Origin of the sequence: Pandoraea pneumonica, from assembly GCF_049918595.1 — a bacterium.
Classification (GTDB): domain Bacteria; phylum Pseudomonadota; class Gammaproteobacteria; order Burkholderiales; family Burkholderiaceae; genus Pandoraea; species Pandoraea pneumonica_A.
This window is the reverse complement of sequence record NZ_JBNCRZ010000001.1, coordinates 641,659-664,623: the sequence shown is the minus strand read 5'-3', so window position 1 is coordinate 664,623 and position 22,965 is coordinate 641,659. Positions and strand designations below refer to the sequence as shown.

Sequence of the window (22,965 nt, the reverse complement as noted above, 5' to 3'; positions counted from 1 at the left end):
CGTTCCGGCTTCGTGCCAAGGACGCCTCGTGCCAACCGGCCCCACCCTCGGGCCGGCCGATGTCGGTCGAAAGCCGGCGGTATCGAAATGAGTGCCCGTATTCGCTGCTGTCTCCTATTGCTGCTCGTATGCGCCTACCCTGCCTGGGCAGAAGGCGGACGCGGGCGCGACCCCCTCGATGTGAACAAGGCGTCGTTGCGCGAAGACATTAGCCGTTTCAGCGCCGACCGCGGCCGCGGTCAGTCGGCATACCCCAATTGGGCCGCCCCGGCCGAGCCGCGCGAGCGGCAGTACACCCCGCAAGGCGCCCCGCGTGGTCCGCAAGGTGGCGGTGGACGTCGCGGGCGATAAGCCGCTTCCTCTAAGACGTCCCCTTCGCTTCCCCCTGAGTGCACCGAATGTTGCATATGTGCAACATCGGATTCGCTCGTCCGCACCCAATGCCGACTTCAGGTCGCGCTTCACGACTGCCCATTAATCGCGCACATCACAGCGTATGTGAGTGTTTGCTAACCCGGCAATATAAGGGATATATCGATCCCGTTATACCGAGGTTAATTGTGGCGCGGGTGGTCGTCTGAATTTTGTCTCCCCACCATTTCCCAGCCGCTTCATGTGGCGATTTTTCTCTGCGGTTTCGGCGTACCGAGGCCGCAGGTGCTGTGCGAGAATCACGGCCGTTCAACAGGGAGGCGCTTCGCAAGTGAGCGCCGGCAGGGCCCGCGCAGGGGCGGGAGCAGGCACACAAAATACTCAAACCAAGGAGAAGTCAATGAAGCGGAGCATGGCCAAGGGCCTGGGCGGGGCACTCATTCTGGGCGCGTGCATGAGCACGTCGGCGTTCGCACAGTCGAACGTCACGCTGTACGGTCAGGTGGATGCCTTTGTGGGCGCGGTGAAGAACCCGGGCGGTAACACGGCGTGGACGCAGGGCGGCGGCGGCATGTCGACGTCTTACTGGGGCATGAAGGGTAACGAAGACCTCGGTGGCGGCCTGAAAGCCGTGTTCGTGCTCGAAGACTTCTTCCGTCCGCAGAACGGTCAGTACGGCCGCTTCCAAGGCGACTCGATGTTCTCGCGTAACGCGTACGTCGGCCTGTCGTCGGACACCGCCGGTACCGTCACGATCGGTCGTCTGACGACGTCGTACTTCGTCTCGACGATTCTGTTCAACCCGTTCGTCGATTCGTACACGTTCAGCCCGATGGTGTTCCACACCTTCATCGGTCAGGCCGGACAAGGCATCGTCGGCGACTCGGGTTGGAGCAACGCCGTGATGTACACGACGCCGAACTTCAAGGGCCTGTCGGGCAGCGTCTCGTACGCGTTCGGCAACAAGGCGGGCGAAGCCGGTCAGAACAAGTGGAGCGCCTCGGCGCTGTACTTCAACGGTCCGTTCGCCGCGACCGTGGCTTATCAGCAAGTGAAGTTCGACTCCGCACCTGACGATATGGCCGGCATGCCGGGCTTCCGCAGCCAGCAAGCTGTGCAACTGGGCGCCACGTACGACTTCCAGATCGTGAAGCTGTTCGGTCAGTACCAATACATCCGTAACAACGTGACGGGCGGCGGCGTGTCGGAGAACGGTGGCCAGCTCGGCGTGTCGGTGCCCCTGGGCAACGGCAGCGTGCTCGCGTCGTACGCGTACACGAAGAGCTCGGGCGCGACCAACGTCAACCGCAAGACCTGGGCGCTGGGTTACGACTACCCGCTGTCCAAGCGCACCGACATCTACGCGGCTTACATGATGGACAAGGTGAGCACGCTCTCGACCGGCAACACGGCGGGCGGTGGCATTCGCATGAAGTTCTGATCGCGCACGGTGTGCGCGGCGACACGCGCACCGTCCGGTTCCAGAGAGGGGGCAGGCGCCAATTTGGGGTGCGTCTGCCCCCTTTCTTTTTTCCGTGCGAGATATCGCGCGACACCCATCGCATCGAGTTCCGCAGAGCGGTTTCATGTGTCACTGATCCGGCGTGTCCGCGCTATGATTTGTGCACCGAAAATCCACCACTAACGGAGCAGAGACGACATGACGATTCAACACGTTGGCATCATTGGCGCGGGCACGATGGGTAACGGTATTGCGCAGGCCTGTGCCGTGGCCGGTCTGCCGGTCACGATGGTCGACATCAGCGACGCCGCCGTGAACAAGGGGCTGGCTACCATCGCAGGCAGCCTCGACCGCCTGATCAAGAAGGACAAGCTCACGACGGCGGAAAAAGACGCGGCCCTCGCCCGCATCTCGACGTCGACCGACTACGCAGCGCTCGCCAGCGCCGATATCGTGATCGAAGCCGCCACCGAGAACTTCGACCTGAAGGTGAAGATTCTCAAGCAGCTCGAAGGCGTGGCCAAGGCCGATGCCATTCTCGCGTCGAACACGTCGTCGATCTCGATCACCAAGCTGGCTGCCATCGTCGCGAATCCGTCGCAGTTCATCGGCATGCACTTCTTCAACCCGGTGCCGCTCATGGCGCTCGTGGAAATCATTCGCGGCCTGCAAACGAGCGACGAAACGCACGCGCGCGTCGACGCGCTGGCTCGCCAACTCGGCAAGTCGCCGATTACCGTGAAGAATGCGCCGGGCTTCGTGGTGAACCGCATTCTTGTGCCGATGATCAACGAAGCGTTCTTCGTGCTGGCGGAAAACCTCGCGACGCCCGAAGAAATCGACGAAGGCATGAAGCTCGGCTGCAACCACCCCATCGGGCCGCTCGCGCTGGCCGACATGATCGGGCTCGACGTCTGCCTCTCGGTCATGAACGTCTTCTATGAAGAGTTCGAAGACTCGAAGTATCGTGCCTGCCCGCTGCTCAAGGAAATGGTTGCCGCCGGTTACCTCGGCCGGAAAACTGGGCGCGGCGTCTACACCTACTAAGTCAAAGCCGGTCGCGCGCTGGCTGGGCAGCCTGCCTTTGTGGCGGCTTGCCCAGCGGCCGCGTCACGGAAATGCGATAGGGCTCGCCACGCCGGTAGCCCGCGTCTTCGAGCGTCGGCGCGAGCATGTCGCTCACTTCCCGTTCGCTGCGCGCGCGCTCGAACGTCACCATTTTGATTCGGCTCCACGGATCGAACAGGCGACTGCGATAGCGCGAGGACAGAATGGCGCGCGCAAACTCCAGATGCGTCAGGCCATCCACCAGTCCCTCGACCGGTGGTTGTGGTGTCGACATCTCCAGCATCTTGATCAATACGGGCGACTCCGAGTAAAGCAGCATGACGTGGGCGGGCCGGTTCTGCGGGCGCAGTGTCACCATGCGCAGCCGCGACTTCGGTACGCCGCGTACCAGCATGAAGTGGAGCAAGATCTCCGCATTCTCGTGACAGAACGCTTCGAGACCCGGGCGCTCAAGGTAATACATTGCCGTCATCTCGGCTGCCCGGCGCTGCTGCTTGGACAAGGGCGCCGTCGGATCGATCTCGCGTAACCCTGTCTCGAGCACTTCGCGAATATCGGTGATCGAGTTATCGCGAAACATCCGCAAGTCTTGGCGATTGCTTCGCAGCAGCCGTAATTCACCGAGCGTATCGAACGCCTCCTGAATCGCGTCACGCACCCGCGTATCGGCAATGCCGACTAGGTTGAGCACATAGCCGCCAATGCTGTCCGTGGCGCTGTGCGGCGTGCCCAGTCGGCTTTGTGAGCAACCACCACCACACAGACGCAGCGGCGCGTAGGCGTACCACTGACCCGTGGCAGGGTCGAGTCTCAGGGGCACCTGAGGCTTGCCGGGACGTGGGGCGTCGACGTACCAGTGATCGCCGGTCTTTGCGCGCTGCACGCGATAGTAGCCGTCGGTGCCATGCAGGAAAAAGCGGCCGCCGCGCAGCACGAGCCCGTGCCGCAACTGTGTGAGCGGCGCTGTTCTGAGCAGCGATTGCGAATAGCCTTTCAGAAACTCGCGTTCCCCTTGAATCGGTTCAGCGGTGTCGGCGTCGGTTCGAAGGCGGGGTCGTGACTTCACTACGGGGCGCCACTTCACCGACTCGACGGACTCGACAGGCTCGATGTGCGCGATAGTCTCGACAGGCGCGGATTCGATGGTCGACCGATGCGGTTCGCTTGGCACATCGATGCCTCTCAGATCCGAATTCCAGAGTACCGAGGCAATCCGGCCGACGTGCGGTGTCTTGCCTGCGAGTTCATCGGACATGAGCTTCGCCACATCACCGGGCACGCGAAGCAACTGCACGCCGGGAATCAAGCTGGTCGCATAGTCCAACACACGCATGCTCTCGCGCAGTTGCTCGCGCGTTTTCGCGGCGATGTCGTTTCCCGTCGCGACGGCATAAGCCTCGCCGACCGACGCCGCGAAGTTCGTGAACGGTGCACCGCCGCTTGCCAATGCCTTAAGCACGTCGCTGGCGCTGTAGTCGGTTTTCAACGGGGCGGACGTTAGCGGCCTGATCTGAATGCCTGATGCTGTCGCATCGTCTTCGCCGGTGTCGAGTGGCCGACGCGCTCGTGTGGACGGCAGGGAAACGGCGAGATTCGCAACGAACAGCAACGTGAGCGCGATGGGCCATCGGCACGACGATGTATGAATCGCGGGTTGAATCGACGGTTGCATCGACGGGGAAGGCGACGGCTGATTCGCCGTATGGGGTTCAATCCGACCGGTGTGCCGCGCCGTGTTGCGCTTCACCGTCGTCTGCCGAGCGGCTCGCAACGCTGTGGCGAATGACGGTTCTCGCTTGGGCAATTGCGCCGGCAGCCCGTAGCGAAGTGCGGCAGGCTCCGCGCGCCGAGGTGTGCGCTTCATCATGCCGAGTCCTTCGACGTGGCGGCGCTACTGCCGGATGGCTGATTGCGCGATGGCGTGCTGCCTGACGACGACAGGCTGCTCGAACTCGTGCGGGGTGTGCCGAGCGGGCGGGTGATCGATACGGCGAACGGCTCGCCATTGCGCGCCCCCGCATCTTCGAGCATCGACTGCAACGCATCGAGCACGTCGTGTTCGCACTGCGCCCATTCGAACGTTTGCATCTTCGTACGGCCCCATGGGTCGAGCAGCCGTGTGCTCTCACGTGTGGCGAAGATCTCTTGCGCGAACGTCAGGTCGGTGATGCCGTCGGTGCGCCCGTCCACCGGCGGTTGCGGTGTCGCCCAATGAAGCATCTGTATGACATGCTTTGATTCCGTATAAAGCACCATCACATGCGGCGGACGATTGCGCGGGCGCAACGTGATCATACGAATGCGGTTCGGCGGGACGCCGTTGGCGAGCATGAAGTGAAACAACACTTCGGCATTTTCCTGACAAAACGCCTCGGAATCCGGGTGTTCCAGATAGTAGAGCGCCGTACATTTCGCCGCTTGGCGTTGCTGCTCCACCAGTGGCGCGTGACGGTCGATGCGGCGCATGCCGTTCGATAAGCTGGCTCTGACGTCGACGATCGAGTTGTCGCGCCGTGGCCGCAGGTCGTCGCGATTGGTACGCAGCAGATGCAACTCGCTCAGGTCGTCGAAAGCCGATTGAATGCCGTGGCGCACCTCGGGTTCGCGAATGCTCGACAGATCGAGGGTCAAGCCGAGCATGCTGTCGTCGGTGCTGCTCAGCTGCGACGACGCCTTGCTCGAACCGCACCCGCCGCCGCACAGTCGCAAGGCCGCACTCGCCCGCCATTTGCCGGTCGACACGTCGTAAGTCACGGGGACCTGAGGCCTACCGGCGTCAGGCGCATCGACAAGCCACTGACCGCTGCTTTTCTGGTGCTGCATGCGGTAATAGCCGCCCGAGCCGCGAATGAAATAGTTGCCGCCCGCGATGATGATGCCCTGTGGCGTGTCGTCGCCCTCCAACCCGTTGCGCTGCCGGCCGTGCAGCGCATTGTCGGGGAGGGGTTGCGCATAGCCTTGTAAATGCGCGTGCTCTCCCGTCACGACCTCCTGCGCCTTCGACGCTTCGCGCAGCGTATCGCTTACCGGCTCGGCCGGTGTTTCCTCATCGGCGAAGGACAGTTCGTGGTGCGTTGGCGCGCGCCGTGGGCCGGACTGACCCGAGTGCGACGCCATACCTCGCAAGTTGGTATTGAGCAGTACAGAGGTCAGACGGCTGCTCTCGACGGTTTTGCCCGCATGCTGTTCGGCAAGTATTTGGGCGACTTCCCCGGTAAGACGCCCGAGCGCCGCAGTGGGCAGCATGCTGGTGATGAGATCCGCAGTGACGGTTCCTTTGCGCAGCTGTTCCCGCACGTCGGCGTCGACTTCATTGCCGGTGAGTGCGGTGTAGGCATCCGCAATCGACTCACCGAGATTTCGAAACGGTGCGCGGCCGGAGGCAATGCCTTTCAGGATGTCGTCGACGCTGTACTCGTGTTTGACGAGCTCGACCGACACGGGCTCGACGATCACATCGGGCCATGCCCTCGTGAGGTTGGCGGGGCCGGAGGGCGCGGCACTTGCCGTGTGCATCGACACGGCGAGCGCGACATCGGGGCCGAAATCGTGCCGTGGCGAATCGTCGTCGCGCCGTCGCGGCACACGGGCTTGCGCGGGAAGCGCGAGGGCGGCCACCACGTTGGCGACGAGCATCAGTGTCCACGTCATCTGCCAAGCGCTGGTGGACGAGACCCGCGATATCTCCCGTGTTGAATACGATGGGTCGCACGAACTGACGGAGGGCGCCCGACGATTTGTGTGTGAGAGGGGTCTTGTGCGACGAGGGGGCCGGATCGCGGGCGTTGGCTGCCGCATCGCATCGGCGGGCAATCCGTAACGCGGTGTTGCAGCGATAGCACGCCGATGAGCGACGTGAGCGACGTGAGGTGTGTGCGGCATGGTGAGCTCTCCAAAGGAAAGGGCTGCCCATGCGTTGCGTTCGCTAATGCACCTGCGACGCGCGCGTCATGCGCAGCCCGGACCTGAGAGACTCGTCCCGGCGCGACGATCAGGCTTGCGGGCCTGAGGGTCGCGCTGTGGTTTTCGTTCTGTTCGTGAGTGGCCGGTTAGCGGGAAAGCCGTTGCAGCGTCTCGTCGTATTCCTGTTTCAGACGGGCCACAATCTCGCCAGCAGGACGCACATCGTCCATCAACCCCACGCCTTGCCCGGCACCCCAGATGTCTTTCCATGCTTTCGCTTTGGCGAAGTTCATCGCGGTCTTGTCGGCGGTCGGCAGGTCATCCGGATCGAGGCCGGCGTTGACGATGCTCTGGCGGATGTAGTTGCCGGACACGCCCGTGAACAGATTCGTGTAGACGATGTCGTTGGCGCTGGCGTCGACGATGGCTTGCTTGTAGCCGTCGCTCGCATTGGCTTCGCTCGACGCAATGAAGCGCGTGCCGATGTAGGCGAGGTCGGCGCCCATGGCTTGCGCCGCGAGAATCGAGCCGCCGTTGGCGATCGAGCCCGAGAGCACGATCGGGCCGTCGAAAATTTTGCGCACTTCGCCCACGAGCGCGAACGGGGAGAGCGTGCCTGCATGACCACCGGCTCCCGCTGCGACGAGAATCAGCCCGTCGACACCCGCTTCCAGCGCCTTGTTGGCGTGGCGCAGGTTGATGACGTCGTGCAGCACGATGCCGCCATAGCTATGCACCGCATCGAGCACTTCCTTCGGCGGGGCGCGCAGGCTGGTAATGAAGATCGGCACACGATGCTCGACGCATACGCGCACGTCGTGTTCGAGGCGCTGGTTCGATTGGTGGACGATCTGATTGACGGCGAGCGGGCCGACCACGGCATCCGGGTTCGCGGCTTTGTACGACGCCAGCTCTTCGGTGATGCGAGCGAGCCAGTCTTCGAGAATCTGCGGTTCGCGCGCATTGAGCGCAGGGAACGAACCGACGATGCCAGCCTTGCACTGCGCGAGTACCAATTCCGGGTAGCTCACGATGAACATCGGCGAGGCCACCACGGGCAGCGCCAGGTTTTGCAGAATCTTGGGAAGGGCCATGAAGTCTCCTTGTGCTGGGCGCTCCTGGGTGCAGGAGCGAAGCCGGTGGGCACGTTGGCTGTCGATGCCGGTGGCGGTTGTGCCTTCAGAAAATTTTCGCGAACGATCGTTCGATTATAGGGGGATTCGTTTGTCTCTCGCGAGGCGGACACTCGAAGAAAGCTTCGGATTGTGCGGCGCGCGGCGCGTTGGCTTATCGGTCTCGGGTGAACGATTTGCCGAGCATCAGGGAAAGCCCTCTTGGTGCGCCGGGTCGCGCCGACTACGATGAAGTCGCGTGCCACGCGGTGCCGGTAACAAGGCGCCGCAGGACGAGCGCCGCGTTAGCGACCGCTGCATTCGACCGGCACGTCACGTCCTCAAACGCCGTTTGCCTTCACCGGCAAGCGGCGTTGTTTTTTTCTGCCGTCGGCGAGGCCGCTCAGTCCACTCGGCCCACTCAGTCCACTCGGCCAGTTCTGCCCCTTCACACCGCGTAGAGCTTCCCTGCGTCGGCGTCGTGCCGCAGTGCACCGGCCTTGGCCAATTCCGCGATGAGGGTGTCGAGCAGTTCGGGCCATGCCGAGGGCGGTGCGAGCATCGCGGCTGCGCCACGCCATGCGCGCGCCGTGTCGAGCGTGGTCTTGAGCGCGTCGCACGTCATCTCGCCTTCCGCCATCAGCCGGAACACGATCAGCACCTTGAGCGCATTGCGGGCGTTGCGCGCGGGGTCGGTACGCAGATAGTCGAGCCGACTGCGCGCGGCGGCGAGTGCGCCGTCGACGTCGGTGAAGGGCTTGCCGTGCCCCGGGATCACCAGCGAGACCTCCAGTTGCTCGATGAGATCGAGCACGGCGGCTTGCTCGGCGAATCCCGACTCGCCGTCGAGTTCCGGGAAGATCACGCCGAAGCCGCGTTCCCACAAAGCGTCGGCCGAAATCAGGATGGCGTCGGCGGCGCTGTAGAGCATGAGCGCATGCGGATCGTGTCCCGGGGCACCGAGCACGAGCCATTCGCGCTCGCCGAGGGGCACGGTGTCGCCCGGAGAGAGGGTCTCGTCGAAGGCGAAGCGTGCGCATTGCTGACCCGTTGCACGGTACGACAGACGCGCCTCATCCCAATGCCGGACCGGATCGGCTTCGGCCGCCGGTACCCACGTGCGGCAACCGTAGTGCGCCTGCAAGGCCGCGTTGCCACCGCAATGGTCGGAATGCAGGTGCGTATTGATCAGGCGTGCAAGCGGTTGCCCGGGCGGTAATGCGTGTTGGACGAGGGCCAGCGTTTGCGCCGCATGCGAGACGTAGCCACTGTCGACCAGCGCAGGTTCGTCGCCGAGAAACAGAATGTTGTTCGAGGACAGCCACCCGCGCTCGAACACGCGCAGGCTACTGGGCAGAGCAGGCAAGGCGGGGGACGTCATGAGCGGGTCTCGGGGCGCGTCTCGGTGCCCGTTTGTGTGCCTGCGGCAGGTTTCGCGCACACGAGAATCTTCGCCGTGGCGGCAATGACCGTCTCGCCGCGCTGATTCACTGCCTCGCCGTCGAGCGAGACGATGTCGCCCGCGAGCTTCTCCTTCCACTGGCTGTCGGTGACCGTCCAGCGCACGGTGATGTCGTCGCCCGCGCGTACCGCACGCCGCAGCTTCATATCGAACTCAAGCCCGAGCGGCTGTGCCGTCTTCGAGTAGTGCGTTGCGAGCAGCGCAGCCAGATACGACATTTGCTGCGTGCCCGACGAAATCAGGCCGCCAAAACGCGGATCGGCCGCCGCGTACTCGGCATCGTGATGCAGGGGGTTGAAGTCGTGAGCGAGTGCGGAGAACTCGCGGATCGATGCGGGCGTGAACGCGTGCGTAGCGCTAAACGTTTCGCCGACAGTGACGATTTTTCCCATGAGCGGTGATGAAAAGGTCCTGCGTAATGAATGAGAAAGCGAATGAGCGCGCGCGGGTTAGGGGGAGCAGGCCCTACGCGGCGCCGGTGCCGCTGCCGCCCACTTCCACGCGGCGATGCAGGACGGGCGGCTCGGCGTTTTCTTCACGGCGTTGCGGCAGCAGCGACCACACGCGCCGTTTGTCGTCGGCAGCCATCGTCGACCATGCGGCAATTTCGGCGAGCGTGCGCCAGCAGCCCGAACACCAGCCGGTCGCCGGATTCATACGGCAAACGTTGGTGCAGGGCGACGGTACGTCGTCCGTCGCAGTGTCGGCAGGCGAATAGGCGGTCACAGTGGCAAGTCGAGCTTGTCGGCTTTCTCGCGTAGCTTGGTCAGAAAACGTTCCTGATCGACGATCACACGCTCGTGCGTACCCGAGCTCACTTTGTCGAGGCCGTCCCACGCTGCGACTTCGAAACGCAGTTGACGGCCGTTCACCTCGATGAGCTTGCCGTGAATGCGTAGCGTGTCGCCCGCAGGCGTTGCGGCGAGATGCGAGAACGAGACGAGCGTGCCGAGCGATTGTTCGCGCGGCCAGTCGAGATAGGGGCGAATGGCCTGAAGACATGCGCACTCGAGAATGCCAGCGAGATACCCGGTAGCGAGCACGGCGGGCATGTCGCGACACAGTTCCACGTCGTCGTAGAGCTCGGGCACCACGGCCTTCTTCGGCACACGGTAGGTCCACTCGAATGTCAGGCCAGCGACAAGTTCCGGGCTCGGCATGGCAGGTCTCCTTTTCGATGATGTGGTGTTGCTGCGTGACGCACCGCCGGGACGCGGCGGCGTTCAGTCGCGCAATGCGACGTCGACGACCGGGGCGCCGGTCATCGCGACGAGTTGCTTCGGCGTCAGGTTGAACACTGCATGCGGGTGTCCGGCGGCGGCCCAAAGGCTGGCCAGTTTGAGCAAGTCTTCGTCGATCAGCGTGACCGGCGAGACGACATGGCCGATCGGGCTCACGCCGCCGATCGAATAGCCCGTCTTCTCTTTGACGAACTTGGCATCGGCGCGCGCGAGTTTGCCCACTTGCGCGGCGACCTTCTTTTCGTCCACACGATTCACGCCGCTTGCGATGACCAGCACTGGCGTGTCGTCGTCGGCGCGGCGGAAGATGATCGACTTGGCGATCTGCGCGACTTCGCAGCCCAGTCCGGCAGCGGCTTCGGCAGAGGTCTTGCCCGTGGCGGGCAGCAGCACGATCGGTTGATCGTGTCCCATGCCCGCCAACAGGCGCGCGACGTGGCGGGCGCCTTCGGGCAGGTCGTGTTCGTCGGCAGCAGCAGAGATATGCGGTGTCTGGCTCATGGCGGTCGGGGGAGTCTCCGGGCGGTCAGGCCGCTGCGGACGCGGCGTCTTGCATTTTGGCAAGCATCGCGCGACCCACACGCGAGGCGTTGGTGCGGCCAATGGCCTTCGAAATGAAATCGCCCGTGCGCACCACGGCGTCCAGGTCGATGCCCGTCTCGATGCCCAGTCCTTGCAGCAGATAGAGCACGTCTTCGGTGGCGACGTTACCGGTCGCGCCCTTCGCATAGGGGCAACCGCCGAGGCCCGCGACCGACGAGTGGAAAATCGAAATGCCCGAGAGCAGTGCGGCGTAGATGTTGGCCGTCGCTTGCCCGTAAGTGTCGTGGAAGTGGCCGGACAGGCGCTCGATCGGGAACGCGCGTGCGCAGGCTTCCATCACTTCGCGTGTGCGGGTCGGCGTGCCCACGCCGATGGTGTCGGCGATATCGATCTCGTCGCAGCCCAGTGCCGCCATGCGTTGCACGACATCGACCACGCTCGCGACCGGCACTTCACCTTGATACGGGCAGCCGAGTGCGCAGGAGATACTGCCGCGCAGGCGCAGCCCCGCGTCTTTGGCCGCCTGTGCCACCGGGGCGAAGCGCGCGATGCTCTCTTCAATCGAACAGTTGATATTGCGTTGCGAGAAGGCTTCGCTCGCTGCACCGAAGATCACCACTTCGTCGGCGCCTGCGGCAACAGCGGCTTCGAAACCGCGCATGTTCGGCGTGAGCACCGAGTAGATCGTGCCGGGGCGGCGCGTGATACCCGCCATCACCTCGGCGCCGTCGGCCATCTGCGGCACCCACTTCGGCGAGACGAACGAGGTCGTCTCGACATTGGCGAACCCGGCGGCCGACAGTTGATCGACGAGCGCGATCTTGATGTCGGCGGGCACGAGTTGCTTCTCGTTCTGGAGTCCGTCGCGCGGGCCGACTTCGACCACTTTCACGCGTTGCGGCAGTTGAGGCTGAGTCATTGTGGGTGTCTCCTCGGTGTTGTCCTGGCCGGGCTCGGCGCGCGTGACGTTGCGGGTATTAGTAGCCGCGCGTCAGGTCGACGATGCCCGTAATCGTTTCGCCACGCTCGAGCGCGGCGATTTTCCCGGCGATCTGCGCCACCGTTTCGTCGCGCAGTGTGAGGGCGGAAATATGCGGCGTGATGGTCACGCGGGGCGCGCGCCAGAACGGATGGTCTGCCGGTAGCGGCTCGGTGCGGAATACGTCGAGCGTGGCGCCGGCGATTTGTCCGCTATCGAGCGCGGCGAGCAAGTCGGCGTCGATCAGATGCGCGCCGCGCGCCACGTTAATCAAGAACGCACCCAGCGCCAGCTTGGCGAACAGCTTTGCGTTCAGGACGTCGACCGTTTGCGGCGTGAGCGGCAACAGATTGACGAGAATGCGCGCGCCGGTGACGCAGGCGTCGAAGCCCGTATCGCCGTGATACAGCGCGATGCCACTCTCGTCGCTACGCTGGCTGCGGCTCCACGCACGTACGGGGAAACCGAAGCTCGCGAGGGCTTTCGCCACGTGCGCGCCGAGCGTGCCGTAGCCGAGCACCGCAACGGGGAAGTCGGCGAGACGATTCGGTTTGAGAAATTTCCATTGATCTTGCGTTTGTTGCGCACCGAACTCGTCGAGACGGCGGAAATAACGCAAGGCGGCGGCGCTGACGTACTGCGCCATCTGATCGGCCATGCCCGCGTCTTCGAGACGCACGAGCGGCACACCGGCGGGCAGGCGTTCGGCGCCTTCGCCGCGCGTGCCCAGTACGCCGTCGACACCGGCGCCCATGTTGAAGATGGCTTTCAGGCGCTCGCGAGGTTGCAGCACCTCGGCGTTCGGCTTCCAGAGCACAAGGTAGTCGGCCGGAGCGCTGTCGCCCGGTTGCCAGGCGCGGATGTTGGCGTGCGGCAGGTGTTCGGCGAGGCCCGTTTCATAGGGGGCGGTCTTGCCGTCGGGCGAAAAGATCAGGATGTCCATGAGTGGCGGGGAAGGCACGAGGCTGGCGAGGCAGCAAAGCCGCCGCGCGGCATCGCGCGGACGGGTTCACTCGATTTACGTTAACGTCAAGTGTAACGCAGCTTGTGTTACCCCGCGTAGTCGGGCGCACCCCATCCCGGGCTCAGTCCTGCTTGGCTTCGCGCAGTGTGGAGAGGCTGACGGCGAAATTGTGGTTATCGTCGGCGATCCAGACTTCGCCGTCCTGAATCGTGCATTGCAGGCGCATGGTGCGCGAGGCGAGGGCGGTGAGCGCTTCGGCCGATGCTTCGTCGAGCATGCGCACAGTCAGGTTCGACAAACGCGTGATTTCTTTCTCGGTCGCTTGCCACCAGATGGCGGCGGGTTTGCCGCCGTAAGCGATCACATCGACGTGCTCGGCGCGACCGGCGGCCTTGATGAGGCGGCGCGCGTCGGGTTGGCCGACATCGATCCAGCGCACGATGTCGTCGCCGTAATCGAGCTCCCACAGATCCGGTTCATCCGCCGTCGAGATGCCCTTGCCGAACGACAGGCGCTCTGCCGCGTAGAGCATGAAGGCGAGCAGACGCACCATCATGCGCTCGTCGGTTTCCGACGGATGGCGCGCGAGGGTCAGGTTATGCGTGGCGTAGTAATGGCGATCGAGGTCGGTGATTTGCACCTCGGCCTTATAAATGGTGGCTTTGAGTGCCATGACGTGGTGCCGCAGGAATGAGGAAAGTCGCAAGGATACACCAGCGTCTTGCGGCGGCCGGACTGGCGCCGCCGGCCTTGTCGCGCCGCAGCATGGCGGCGGCAAGCTCGCAACAAGCTCGCAACAAGCTCGGTATACTGGCGAGCCCGTCTCACCATAAGTGTCACCCCCCATGCCGGCCCCTACTCCGCAAACGATCGACGTCAACGGCTACCCGATGGCGTATGTCGAAACGCCCGCACCCGCCGACGCCGTCGGTGCACCCCTTGTGCTGGTTCACGGCTCGCTTTGCGATCTACGCTATTTCAAGCCGAACATGGCGCCGCTGGGGCAACGCCGACGCGTCATCTCGGTGAGCTTGCGACACTACTGGCCCGAAGCGTGGGACGGGCACGACGGCACGTTCTCCGGCGAGCAGCATGCGGAAGATCTCGCCGCGTTCATCACGGCGTTGGATGTCGGCCCGGTGCATGTGTTGGGTCACTCGCGCGGCGGCTATGTCGCGCTGCGCACCGCGCTGCTGGCGCCCGACACGGTGCGGTCGTTGATTCTGGCGGACCCGGGCGTGGAAATCAGCGGCGGCCCGATTCAAGTGCCGCTGGACAGCGAACGTGGCAATTTCCGCGAAACGGCGCTGGCCGCCATTGAAGCTGGCGATATCGATGGCGGACTCGCGATCTTCATCGACACGGTTAGTGGCCCTGACACATGGCGCCGCATGGTGCCTTGGTTCAAACAGATGGTGAGAGATAACGCGCGCACGCTGATTGGGCAGGTGGCAGAGCCGCGCACTCCGTTACCGATCGACGCACTGGGCGCGTTGCACGCCCCCGTGCTGCTCATGGGTGGGGCCGAGAGCCCGGCACCCTATCCGGATGTGCTCAATGCGTTGGCGCATGCCATGCCGGAAGCGCGTCGTATGTTGATTCAGGACGCCTCGCATGGCATGAATCTGGCCAATCCGATCGCTTTTCATCGTGCCGTGGATGCGTTCCTCGGGAATGACTGAAGCCACCGGATCGGCCAACGCGCCCACGCCCTGCATTCAACATCGAATCCCTTACTCGTCACGCAACATGCCATGCCCCAGTCGCAGGCTGAGCGTGCGGACCAGATCGGCCATCCACGCCTGATCGCGATCCGATAATTTCTGCATGGCGCGGTTGAGCGACGGATACGGGTCGCAAGGTGCGGACATCGAGCCGTCGGCTGCGGTCCCATGAGCACCGTCGAACGCGAGCAATTCGTGCGGGGGCAAGCCGAGCGTGTCGGCCAGAATGCAAATATTGCGCAGCGAAATGTTGCGTTTGCCGCGCTCCACACCACTGAGATACGAACGGGCGAGTCCACTTTCCAGTGCGAGCTTGTCTTGCGCCCAGTTGTACTTCTTGCGTAAGCCGGCTAGGTGCCTGCCGAATCTGAATAAATTGGAGTCCATACTAAAGAATTCCTTGTTGGGGACAGGAAGATTGAAGCAAAAAACCGGCATCGGGGACGGCCTCTTGGGTATACCCGGTCGCGAGGTACGAGTTGCATAGTGTGCAACGTCGTCTCGGAGCTGACTTTCGGAGAAGGCACAAGCAGTGCGGGGTTCCGAAAGCAGACGTCACGCTACGCTGCGTAGTGCCACATTCGTTCTGTGACTCGCGTAGTCGCCCTTCCGGTCAATGAGAAACGCGAAGTGTGACATCGCGAGACGCCTAAGACGTCGGGAGATGACTCTCTTTGTCGGCTTTCGGGATGTCACTCAGTGCCAACGCGCCGTATCTGATGTTGCGCAATGCGAATGGGTTTTGATACGCGGTGAACGCGAGAAATCTCGGTCTCGATGCAGGGCGCGACGCTGTGTGTTTTCGGACGAGGCGCGCTGTCGAACGATTTCGCTGGTCAGTCGCGTCGACGTGCCGGAAGTGCGACGATTGCCGTCTTTGTGCCGACACGCCAATAAGACGAAACATCGCGCGAAGCCGTCGTCATGCGAACCGACTTTGCGCGATGTCCTATGTGCCGCTTGCCGTGCGGTCGATCATTCCTCGTCGATGGCGGGCGAGCGATGCGACGCGTCGTGGCTGACGTTGTCGGCAGACGGTGTCGTTGTATCGGAAAAGCGGGGGCCCTCGTGAATGGCCGAGGGTTCGGCTTCGGGCTCACGCACGTGCGGTGCGATCTCGCCCGACGGTAGCGCGCGCTCGGATGGGGTGGGGTGAAGTGAGGCCGCGTAGCGATTGTCGAAGCGTGGTTCGATGTGCGCGTTGCGATGCTCGTCGCCGCTCGCGAGAGGATTTGCACTGTCGGTATCCGCGGCTGCACTGAGGTTTTCGTTGCCAATGCCGTCATCGCACTCGTCTTCGTCCATCGCCTCGCGCCGATGAGCGTCGGCGGGGCAGGCGCTCACAAGGGGGCTCCCGTGCGTTGTGTCGAAGCTGCGATTTGGACTCGAGTCGTCGCCATGCAAAACGTGCGATGCGTGGACCGGTGCCCCGGCGTGACTCAAACGGGAACTCAGACTGCGGATGATTTCAGCGAGCCAGACTTGGTCGCGGTTTTCGAGCCGCCCGAGCGAACGGCTGATTTGCGGCAGCGGCGTGCGCTCTGTGGTCGTGGTGCTCGCGTCGGTACCGGCGGGCATTTGCGAGAATCGAAGCATCTCGGACGTGGGCACGCCCAGGGTGTCGGCGAGCACGCAGATATTCACGAGTGCAACATTGCGGCGGCCGCGCTCGATACCACTGACGTACGACCGGGCCAAACCGCTTTCGAGTGCCAGCTTTTCCTGCGACCAGCCACGTGCTTTACGCAAGTGCGCCAGATGGTCTCCAAACAGCGCGAGTGGGTTCGTTTGCATGGCGGAACTCCGTTGACGAGTCACACAGCCTAATCAATCCCCCCGCGTCTTGCGACGTTATATCGCTCTCCTCGCCATGCGTGACAGGTGGCCCTCTATAAAGAGTGGGCCACTTTATGCGCACAAAATTTATCGGACGCTTCCCAAGTCCTCTTGTAGTTTCTGCGTCAGTTCTCGCGCTTTTCGGATCGGGAGGTGCCAGCACTCGCCTAACGCGACGCCTGCGAGAATCAGTGCGCCGCCCAGCAAGTGGTAAGGCGCGAGGTGTTCGCCGAGACCGAACGCGGCGATCAGTGCGGTGAAAATCGGTACGAGATTGATCACGACGGTGGCGCGGCGCGGACCGATTCGGGCGACACCGATCATCCAGATGAACGGCGCTGCGATCGAGACGGGAATTGTGGCGAAGGCCAGTTCAGGCAGGTTATCCATCGACACCCCGGCCTTCTGCGACATCAGATAGAAGGGCAGCAGCGCGATGACGGCGCAGGTGATTTGCGCGTAAAGCGACGGCAACGGTGCCAGCGGCAGACGCCACTTGCGAAGCAGCACGCAGTAAATGGCGTAAGCGAGCATCGCGATCACCATCATCGCATCGCCGATACCGATGCCTTGATCGGCGAGATGCATGACCGACCCGTGACCCACGACAAGCAGCACGCCGAAGATGGACAGCAGGCCACCGGCGATGGCACCCGCCGTCAGCACGTCGCCCAACACAACGACGGCCAGCGTGAGTGTGGTGAGCGGCAGCAGCGACAGAATGATTCCCATGTTCGTCGCGCTCGTATAGTGTGCCGCCGAGTAGGCGAGGCCTTGATAGATCGCCATGCCCAACACACCGAGCGTCGCGTACTGCGGCAGATGGGGGAGAAACAATTTGCGTTGACGCCAGAGGACTGGCAGCGCGAACGGCGTAAGGATGAGCCCGGCAGCGAACCAGCGCAGAAACGCGATTTCGGCGGGAAAGATGTGACCGACAGCGAGCTTGTTGACGATCACGTTGGCCGACCAGATGAGCACGGCGGTCAACGGCAAGATGAAATTAAACATGAGTTGGCAGTGGGTTGCCGGTCGGCTGACCGGCAGGAAGATCGGACGGCGCAGCGCCGTAGGACAAAGGTCTGGCAATGTGGTCAGCGGTGCCGTTGGGCGGGCGTGCCGATGAACCTGCGCCCTGGCGACACCGGGCATGCCGCACGGTATGGGGCGAATTGTCCGCCTGGCGGGCGTTTGCGAGATAGCGAATTTAGGACAAATGATACGTGGTTTAAGACGCGACGTTTATCTCTCGATCGCCTGCCGCGTGTCATGCCGCGCAGGTAGAATGGCGCGATGCGGGGATGGAGATCGCGTGTGAGGCGCTGGGCGCCGAGTCCGCGGCCATCTGCCGCTCCACGGTGCGCTCGCATCGTGCGCGTTTCGTGACAGGTGATCGGAGCAGCATGGTGTCAGTGAGTCAACAAGGTCGGACGGCGCATGCCGACGGCTCGCAGCAGCGTCGCGCTGCATCGTCTTCTTTCGGTGTCGATTCTTCCGTCGCAGGCAAGGGCAAGCGCTTCGTGCGCCGCATCTACCGCCTGCGCACCATTGGCCTCGGGATCGGGTTCTTCTGTGTCGCGGGCGTCTTCTACCGTCACGACCCGGCCATCGGATCCTGGCTTTGGGTACTGCTCATCTTCAATGGATTTGTCTGGCCGCACGTGGCGTGCGCGTTGGCGCTTTCGCGTCCGGTGCCGTATCGCGCCGAGCGGGCGAACCTGTTGATCGATTCCGTGTTCGGTGGGTTCTGGGTCGCGGCGATGCACTTCAATCTGCTGCCGAGTGTGGTCGTGCTGGCGATGATGTCGATGGATAACATCGGCGCGGGCGGCGTGAAGTTGTTCTTGCAGGGGGTGCTCGCGAACGTGGCGGGCGTGTTGGTCGGTATCGCGCTAGTGGGCTTTGTATGGGCCCCCGCGTCGGACACGGTCAATGTGATGACTTGTTTGCCGATGATCATCCTCTATCCCATCGCGCTGGGGAAGGTGACCTACGATCTCGCGCAGAAGCTCGCACAGCGCTCGCGCGAGATGGAATATCTGTCGCAACACGATGGCCTGACAGGGCTGTTGAACCGACGTGCGTGGGAACAGCGTCTCGCGGATATTCACACGCACTGCATGGCGACGGGACAGCCCGCGTGTCTGGTGCTGATGGACCTCGACCACTTCAAGCGCATCAACGACACCTTGGGTCATGCCGCGGGCGACACGGCATTGCGTCGTTTTTCAGGGTTGCTGCGGCAACGGCTGCGCGACATCGATGCGGTGGGCCGGTACGGTGGCGAAGAGTTCGGCGCGGTACTGGTGAACACCGGTGCCGTCGCTGGGCAGGACCTGATGCATCACCTGCTGGCCGACCTGCGCGCACGCGTGGCGCAGGCCGAAGCCCAGTTGCAGATGCAAATGCCGGTCACCGATGGTCAGACGCTGTCGCTGGCAGAGTGCACCGTGAGTATCGGTCTCGTGCCGTTCTCGACGGGGTTCGACTCGCCGCAGGCGTGGCTGCAACAGGCTGACCGTGCGCTCTATCGCGCCAAACGTGATGGGCGCGACGGCATGGTGGTGTTCGAACTGAACGCCTAGGATCGCTGACTGGGCGCGGCGCTCAGTCAGCGCAGGCTTGGCACTGGGGCAGCACTCGAAATGCGCTCGATCAGCGCACGCAAAGGCGCGAGAACGCTGAGCGCAATGCTGCCGGAATGGCGGCGGCGAAGCCGAACGGGCGCGCCAACGTTGCCAGCCCTTCGCCATTGAGGACGCGTGAGCCTTCCAGGTGCGTCGCCAGGACGCAGAAATCTTCGCGCTTCATACCCACGCGGTGGCAGGCTCGGTCGAGTTGCTTCAGGTCGTTCGGGTGCAGCGTCAGGGTGACGGTAATGCGTTCTGAGTCGGTGTTCATGACAGCAATCTTCTCTTTTACGAATACGGCGGACATGTTGCGCGGGTAGGCACATGCCGGGCGCCCACGCGATAACGCGGGCGTGCGTGACCACATACGCACGAGATCGCTCGGAAGAGAGTGCATGGCGAATTCGCAGCCGGGTGCGCATGGCACAAATGCTGGCTGACGAACACGCGATCCGAAAATCGAGGCGTCGGGTTGTCTGATGCAACGCGTGGGCAATACGAGGCTGTGGGCGCGCGCTCCGCCGCCTGAAACACTGGCGGCGGTACGGCTTCGACGCGTGAGAGCGATGCCTCGTAACAGCAGGGAGGGATGACTCTCCATCCGGCCATGACACGAGCGCCGGAAAACAGCAATGAGTACTGCGGACTACCACTGCGGGTAAAGCTTGATTTCACTACGACTGCGCGAGCCGTCTAACGTCGACGGGGACTGCATTGATGCAAGACCTTCTAAACGACAGGACTGCGGGTGATGCGAGTACAGCGATAAAGCCGAACGGCCAACTTACTGAACTGCCAAATACTGCTACTGCTACTGCTACTGCGGGCGCTGCGCGGTAAGGCTTACGCAGCGTCTTTGAACTGAATGCGTGTGCAAGGCGTGCGGCGATGGCTACGGCGATAACGCAAGACGCGATCCACATGTGCCGAAGCGGCCAGACGCGTCGCTTTGCGATGCAGTTGACGCACACGTGCGGCCGAAATGCCGATGGCGACGAGGGCAATCAACGACCAACTGACGAAACTCACAACCCTTCTCCTGAATTCATTCGCTGCCAAACCAACCGGAGCGAATCGATTCCAAAAGCATTGGGTACCGCCGGTTGCGTCTGCTTCAAACTTTGATGCAAACGAATTCTAATGATTTTCCCGAATAGGGTAAACCCTTGAAATTAGAAATACTGTATTCGGATAAGCAAATCAGTCCAAAACATCCAAACGATCGTTTGAATACTAAGCCGATAATTTCATTCGGAAAATCAGCCCAAACCCGCATGAATCCACGGGAATGGGCCGATTGGGGTGCTTAGGATCAGAAGCTGTGCTTCAGGCCCATGCCGATCAGGAGCTGTGAGCGCGAACCGGCGTTGAGCCCATATGAGCCGACAGATGCGGTCGCATCGACGGCTTGCGTGCCCGACGCGTCGAGTGTCTTACCGGCGGCCTTTTGATAACCGCCAATCACATACGTCGCCGTACGTTTCGACAGGGCATAGGTGACGCCCGCGTTGAACTGGTTGTAATGCGCCGCAGTTTGGCGCGGGCCGCGCAGACGCGTGTAGCTGTAGCCGACCCCGGTGCTCAGCGCTGGCGTGAGTGCATAGCTGGCGAAGGCATTGACCGTATCGAACTTGGCCGTGCCGCTGAAAGCCGACAGTCCGTCGCTGGCGTATTGGGCATGCGAATACGACATGCCGAGAACGGCCGGACCGACGGCGTACTTGCCGCCCACGCGCGCGATGCGCACCTTGCTCGCCGTACGCAAGCCAACATTGATCGACGAATTGAACAGCGAGCCCGCGCTGCTGGACCACTGGCGCAGACCTTCGTCCTGCGACCCCGCCACCTGATCCACTTTGCTGCCACCGTCGGCAAAGAAGAAACCGGCACCGAGTGCGAGCGGCCCGTTGCTGTACGCACCCGCGATGCCGTACGAGCGGCCGGACCCGGCCTTACCCGCGACATTGCCCATCGCATACATGCCTTCGAATTGCAGGCCGCCGTAGTTGGGCGTGGCATAGCGGATCGAGTTGTTGATGCGCGCGCCGTTGTCGTAGTTGTCGACATCGCCCGGCGTCGCGAAGAACCCGCCGAAGTAGCCGTCGGCTGTCAGACCCTGCACGAGATTGACGACGGGATCGTACTGGCGGCCGATCGTGATCTCGCCCCATCGATCGCCCTTCAAGCCCACGATCGCCTTGCGCCCAAACGCGAGGCCACCATTGCCGAGCTGACCGGTCACCGCGTTAAAGCCGCTTTCAATTTGAAAGAGTGCGGTGAGTCCGTTGCCGAGCGACTCGGTGCCGCGCAAGCCCCAACGGCTGCCGGAGAGAATGTTGCTGGTGATCTGCGACAACGCGACCGAACCGTTACCTTGCGCAACATTGTTGGCATGAACGAAGCCGGAATCGAGGGTGCCGTAGAGCGTGACGTTGTTCTGCGCATGGACGCCAGTCGGCAGCGTGAACAGCGCGAGGGTTGCCGCGAGCGCAAGGGCACGCGGACCGGTAAACATAGGGAGATGTTGTGTCATGGTGTCGGGCAGCGTGGCTGCGCGTGGTTGATATCGACACCGAGAATATTGTTGAATACCGGTTTGGAATCCTGATGAAAATTCCCATTGCCCGGAAAGGCCCGTCACAGCGATGACATCGCGATATCGCCTATCGCGTTTCTAAGAACCATCCTCAAAAATAATGAAAAAACGCCGCAATTCGCGGCGTTTTTGATGTTGATAGGACTAGCATCTCGTTACCGCAGCGCTTCGGTGACGTTTCGGCTGGGCTGCGGCGACGTCCCGCGCGGAGCGGGTAAGATGCGAAAAAATGCGGGAACCGTGCAATGACCGTTCGTTACAACTGGCCCACCTTCAAGACGCTGCCGTATCCGGTGTACTTCCGCTACGACGAGTTCGACGCGCAGACGGCGTGGGTGCCGCATCGCCATGATTGGGGCACGCTGAACTATGTGGCGAATGGCGTGATGCAGCTTGAAATCGAGGGCGCGCGCTATCTCTCGCCGCCCCAGTACGCTGTCTGGATTCCGCCGAAAGCCGCACATGCCAGCTTCAACGCGCACGCGGTGATCTACCGCTCGGTGTACATCGACGCATCGCTCGCGAACGTGCTGCCATCGCATGCGGCCACATTACGCATCAGCGGCTTGCTGCGGGCCATACTGTCGGACTTCGCCGAACGTGGTGTGGCATCGCCGAAAACCGAGGCCGACAAGCGTCTTGCGCAGGTGCTGGTCGATCAACTAGCACTGGCACCTGCCGAGCCGCGTTTTCTTCCGCAGGCCAAATCTCCCGCACTCGTGCGTATCTTGCAGGCCCTGCAAAGCGAGCCCGGCGACAACCGTACGCTCGCCCAATGGGCGCAGACAACGTCCATGACCGAGCGCACGCTCGCGCGTCACTGCCGGGTGGAGTTGGGGATGACATTGGGGCAATGGCGCCAGCGCATGCGCTTCTTACGCGCCATCGAGGGGTTGGAGGCCGGACAGACGGTCAAGGCGATTGCGTTCGATCTGGGCTACGCCACGCCGTCGGCATTCATCGAGATGTTCACGCGCCAGTCGGGTCTGACGCCGGAGCATTTCCGGCGTCAGACGATTCTGGGAGAGGGGCGAGGCGGCGCGATCACTTGAGCTTTGGCGCTCACCCCACCG

General features: G+C 62.8%; 22 protein-coding genes. 5 read left to right on the top strand and 17 right to left on the bottom strand.

The features are described 5' to 3' along the window. Positions 1–772 precede the first annotated feature (772 nt). Together ACPWR9_RS03125 and ACPWR9_RS03120 are read left to right on the top strand one after the other, a co-directional pair. A complete protein-coding gene (locus ACPWR9_RS03125) occupies positions 773–1,813 on the top strand; it encodes a porin (protein ID WP_426296512.1) in 1,041 nt (346 codons plus the stop codon). Between the two features lie 219 nt (positions 1,814–2,032). Then, a complete protein-coding gene (locus tag ACPWR9_RS03120; protein WP_426296513.1) occupies positions 2,033–2,881 on the top strand; it encodes a 3-hydroxybutyryl-CoA dehydrogenase in 849 nt (282 codons plus the stop codon). 1 nt (position 2,882) lies between these two features. Here the strand turns inward: ACPWR9_RS03120 and ACPWR9_RS03115 are convergent, their stop codons facing one another. From ACPWR9_RS03115 to ACPWR9_RS03065, 11 genes are all read right to left on the bottom strand, one after another. After that, positions 2,883–4,769, bottom strand: a complete 1,887-nt coding sequence (locus ACPWR9_RS03115; protein WP_426296514.1) for a hypothetical protein — start codon at positions 4,767–4,769, stop codon at positions 2,883–2,885. Further along, complete coding sequence (locus tag ACPWR9_RS03110; RefSeq protein WP_426296515.1) at positions 4,766–6,553, bottom strand: hypothetical protein; 1,788 nt, start codon at positions 6,551–6,553, stop codon at positions 4,766–4,768. The genes ACPWR9_RS03115 and ACPWR9_RS03110 overlap by 4 nt, the downstream gene beginning before the upstream one ends. 398 nt (positions 6,554–6,951) lie before the next feature. Beyond that, the gene (locus ACPWR9_RS03105; RefSeq protein WP_426296516.1) at positions 6,952–7,899 is read right to left on the bottom strand and encodes an NAD(P)H-dependent flavin oxidoreductase; all 948 of its coding nucleotides are present in this window, start codon (positions 7,897–7,899) and stop codon (positions 6,952–6,954) included. A gap of 466 nt (positions 7,900–8,365) precedes the next feature. Next, positions 8,366–9,283 carry an MBL fold metallo-hydrolase gene (locus tag ACPWR9_RS03100; RefSeq protein ID WP_426296640.1) on the bottom strand — a complete coding sequence of 306 codons (918 nt, stop codon included), beginning with the start codon at positions 9,281–9,283 and terminating at the stop codon, positions 8,366–8,368. Positions 9,284–9,294: 11 nt separating this feature from the next. Beyond that, on the bottom strand, positions 9,295–9,771 hold the full coding sequence (locus ACPWR9_RS03095; RefSeq protein WP_426296517.1) for a MaoC family dehydratase: 477 nt from the start codon (positions 9,769–9,771) through the stop codon (positions 9,295–9,297). 73 nt (positions 9,772–9,844) lie between these two features. Beyond that, entirely contained in the window at positions 9,845–10,105 is a 261-nt protein-coding gene (locus ACPWR9_RS03090; protein ID WP_426296518.1) for a DUF1289 domain-containing protein, read from the bottom strand. Next, positions 10,102–10,539 carry a thioesterase family protein gene (locus ACPWR9_RS03085; RefSeq protein WP_150679799.1) on the bottom strand — a complete coding sequence of 146 codons (438 nt, stop codon included), beginning with the start codon at positions 10,537–10,539 and terminating at the stop codon, positions 10,102–10,104. The genes ACPWR9_RS03090 and ACPWR9_RS03085 overlap by 4 nt, the downstream gene beginning before the upstream one ends. 63 nt (positions 10,540–10,602) lie before the next feature. After that, positions 10,603–11,121, bottom strand: a complete 519-nt coding sequence (locus ACPWR9_RS03080; protein WP_426296519.1) for a YbaK/EbsC family protein — start codon at positions 11,119–11,121, stop codon at positions 10,603–10,605. 25 nt (positions 11,122–11,146) lie between these two features. Further along, on the bottom strand, positions 11,147–12,082 hold the full coding sequence (locus ACPWR9_RS03075; protein WP_426296520.1) for a hydroxymethylglutaryl-CoA lyase: 936 nt from the start codon (positions 12,080–12,082) through the stop codon (positions 11,147–11,149). 58 nt (positions 12,083–12,140) lie between these two features. Continuing rightward, complete coding sequence (locus tag ACPWR9_RS03070; RefSeq protein WP_426296641.1) at positions 12,141–13,085, bottom strand: 2-hydroxyacid dehydrogenase; 945 nt, start codon at positions 13,083–13,085, stop codon at positions 12,141–12,143. A 142-nt stretch (positions 13,086–13,227) separates the two neighbouring features. Continuing rightward, positions 13,228–13,779, bottom strand: coding sequence for a YaeQ family protein (locus ACPWR9_RS03065; protein ID WP_426296522.1), 552 nt, complete (start codon positions 13,777–13,779; stop codon positions 13,228–13,230). A gap of 172 nt (positions 13,780–13,951) precedes the next feature. On the opposite strand from ACPWR9_RS03065, the gene ACPWR9_RS03060 reads away from it, so the two are divergent. Then, on the top strand, positions 13,952–14,788 hold the full coding sequence (locus ACPWR9_RS03060; protein ID WP_426296523.1) for an alpha/beta fold hydrolase: 837 nt from the start codon (positions 13,952–13,954) through the stop codon (positions 14,786–14,788). A 51-nt stretch (positions 14,789–14,839) separates the two neighbouring features. Here the strand turns inward: ACPWR9_RS03060 and ACPWR9_RS03055 are convergent, their stop codons facing one another. From ACPWR9_RS03055 to ACPWR9_RS03045, 3 genes are all read right to left on the bottom strand, one after another. Further along, positions 14,840–15,217, bottom strand: a complete 378-nt coding sequence (locus ACPWR9_RS03055) for a helix-turn-helix domain-containing protein (protein ID WP_426296524.1) — start codon at positions 15,215–15,217, stop codon at positions 14,840–14,842. A 588-nt stretch (positions 15,218–15,805) separates the two neighbouring features. Next, positions 15,806–16,624 (bottom strand): helix-turn-helix domain-containing protein, encoded by an 819-nt coding sequence (locus ACPWR9_RS03050; RefSeq protein WP_426296525.1) that lies wholly within the window; start codon positions 16,622–16,624, stop codon positions 15,806–15,808. A gap of 129 nt (positions 16,625–16,753) precedes the next feature. After that, complete coding sequence (locus ACPWR9_RS03045) at positions 16,754–17,677, bottom strand: DMT family transporter (RefSeq protein WP_426296526.1); 924 nt, start codon at positions 17,675–17,677, stop codon at positions 16,754–16,756. 392 nt (positions 17,678–18,069) lie between these two features. On the opposite strand from ACPWR9_RS03045, the gene ACPWR9_RS03040 reads away from it, so the two are divergent. After that, positions 18,070–19,251: a diguanylate cyclase gene (locus tag ACPWR9_RS03040; RefSeq protein ID WP_426296527.1), complete on the top strand. Its 1,182-nt coding sequence runs from the start codon at positions 18,070–18,072 to the stop codon at positions 19,249–19,251. Positions 19,252–19,321: 70 nt separating this feature from the next. On the opposite strand, the gene ACPWR9_RS03035 is transcribed toward ACPWR9_RS03040, so the two are convergent. From ACPWR9_RS03035 to ACPWR9_RS03025, 3 genes are all read right to left on the bottom strand, one after another. Then, entirely contained in the window at positions 19,322–19,567 is a 246-nt protein-coding gene (locus ACPWR9_RS03035; RefSeq protein WP_426296528.1) for a hypothetical protein, read from the bottom strand. A 572-nt stretch (positions 19,568–20,139) separates the two neighbouring features. After that, positions 20,140–20,325 carry a hypothetical protein gene (locus tag ACPWR9_RS03030; RefSeq protein WP_426296529.1) on the bottom strand — a complete coding sequence of 62 codons (186 nt, stop codon included), beginning with the start codon at positions 20,323–20,325 and terminating at the stop codon, positions 20,140–20,142. A gap of 283 nt (positions 20,326–20,608) precedes the next feature. Continuing rightward, positions 20,609–21,811: a porin gene (locus ACPWR9_RS03025; protein WP_426296530.1), complete on the bottom strand. Its 1,203-nt coding sequence runs from the start codon at positions 21,809–21,811 to the stop codon at positions 20,609–20,611. Positions 21,812–22,137: 326 nt separating this feature from the next. Between ACPWR9_RS03025 and ACPWR9_RS03020 the strand changes: the two genes are divergently transcribed. Then, positions 22,138–22,944: an AraC family transcriptional regulator gene (locus ACPWR9_RS03020; protein ID WP_426296531.1), complete on the top strand. Its 807-nt coding sequence runs from the start codon at positions 22,138–22,140 to the stop codon at positions 22,942–22,944. The last annotated feature ends 21 nt before the right edge of the window (positions 22,945–22,965 follow it).

Coding starts and splice junctions, on each gene's coding strand:
- ACPWR9_RS03125 (WP_426296512.1), top strand. CDS start 773: ATGAAGCGGAGCATGGCCAAGGGCCTGGGCGGGGCACTCATTCTGGGC.
- ACPWR9_RS03120 (WP_426296513.1), top strand. CDS start 2,033: ATGACGATTCAACACGTTGGCATCATTGGCGCGGGCACGATGGGTAAC.
- ACPWR9_RS03115 (WP_426296514.1), bottom strand. CDS start 4,769: ATGATGAAGCGCACACCTCGGCGCGCGGAGCCTGCCGCACTTCGCTAC.
- ACPWR9_RS03110 (WP_426296515.1), bottom strand. CDS start 6,553: ATGACGTGGACACTGATGCTCGTCGCCAACGTGGTGGCCGCCCTCGCG.
- ACPWR9_RS03105 (WP_426296516.1), bottom strand. CDS start 7,899: ATGGCCCTTCCCAAGATTCTGCAAAACCTGGCGCTGCCCGTGGTGGCC.
- ACPWR9_RS03095 (WP_426296517.1), bottom strand. CDS start 9,771: ATGGGAAAAATCGTCACTGTCGGCGAAACGTTTAGCGCTACGCACGCG.
- ACPWR9_RS03085 (WP_150679799.1), bottom strand. CDS start 10,539: ATGCCGAGCCCGGAACTTGTCGCTGGCCTGACATTCGAGTGGACCTAC.
- ACPWR9_RS03080 (WP_426296519.1), bottom strand. CDS start 11,121: ATGAGCCAGACACCGCATATCTCTGCTGCTGCCGACGAACACGACCTG.
- ACPWR9_RS03075 (WP_426296520.1), bottom strand. CDS start 12,082: ATGACTCAGCCTCAACTGCCGCAACGCGTGAAAGTGGTCGAAGTCGGC.
- ACPWR9_RS03070 (WP_426296641.1), bottom strand. CDS start 13,085: ATGGACATCCTGATCTTTTCGCCCGACGGCAAGACCGCCCCCTATGAA.
- ACPWR9_RS03065 (WP_426296522.1), bottom strand. CDS start 13,779: ATGGCACTCAAAGCCACCATTTATAAGGCCGAGGTGCAAATCACCGAC.
- ACPWR9_RS03060 (WP_426296523.1), top strand. CDS start 13,952: ATGCCGGCCCCTACTCCGCAAACGATCGACGTCAACGGCTACCCGATG.
- ACPWR9_RS03055 (WP_426296524.1), bottom strand. CDS start 15,217: ATGGACTCCAATTTATTCAGATTCGGCAGGCACCTAGCCGGCTTACGC.
- ACPWR9_RS03050 (WP_426296525.1), bottom strand. CDS start 16,624: ATGCAAACGAACCCACTCGCGCTGTTTGGAGACCATCTGGCGCACTTG.
- ACPWR9_RS03045 (WP_426296526.1), bottom strand. CDS start 17,677: ATGTTTAATTTCATCTTGCCGTTGACCGCCGTGCTCATCTGGTCGGCC.
- ACPWR9_RS03040 (WP_426296527.1), top strand. CDS start 18,070: ATGGTGTCAGTGAGTCAACAAGGTCGGACGGCGCATGCCGACGGCTCG.
- ACPWR9_RS03035 (WP_426296528.1), bottom strand. CDS start 19,567: ATGAACACCGACTCAGAACGCATTACCGTCACCCTGACGCTGCACCCG.
- ACPWR9_RS03025 (WP_426296530.1), bottom strand. CDS start 21,811: ATGTTTACCGGTCCGCGTGCCCTTGCGCTCGCGGCAACCCTCGCGCTG.
- ACPWR9_RS03020 (WP_426296531.1), top strand. CDS start 22,138: ATGACCGTTCGTTACAACTGGCCCACCTTCAAGACGCTGCCGTATCCG.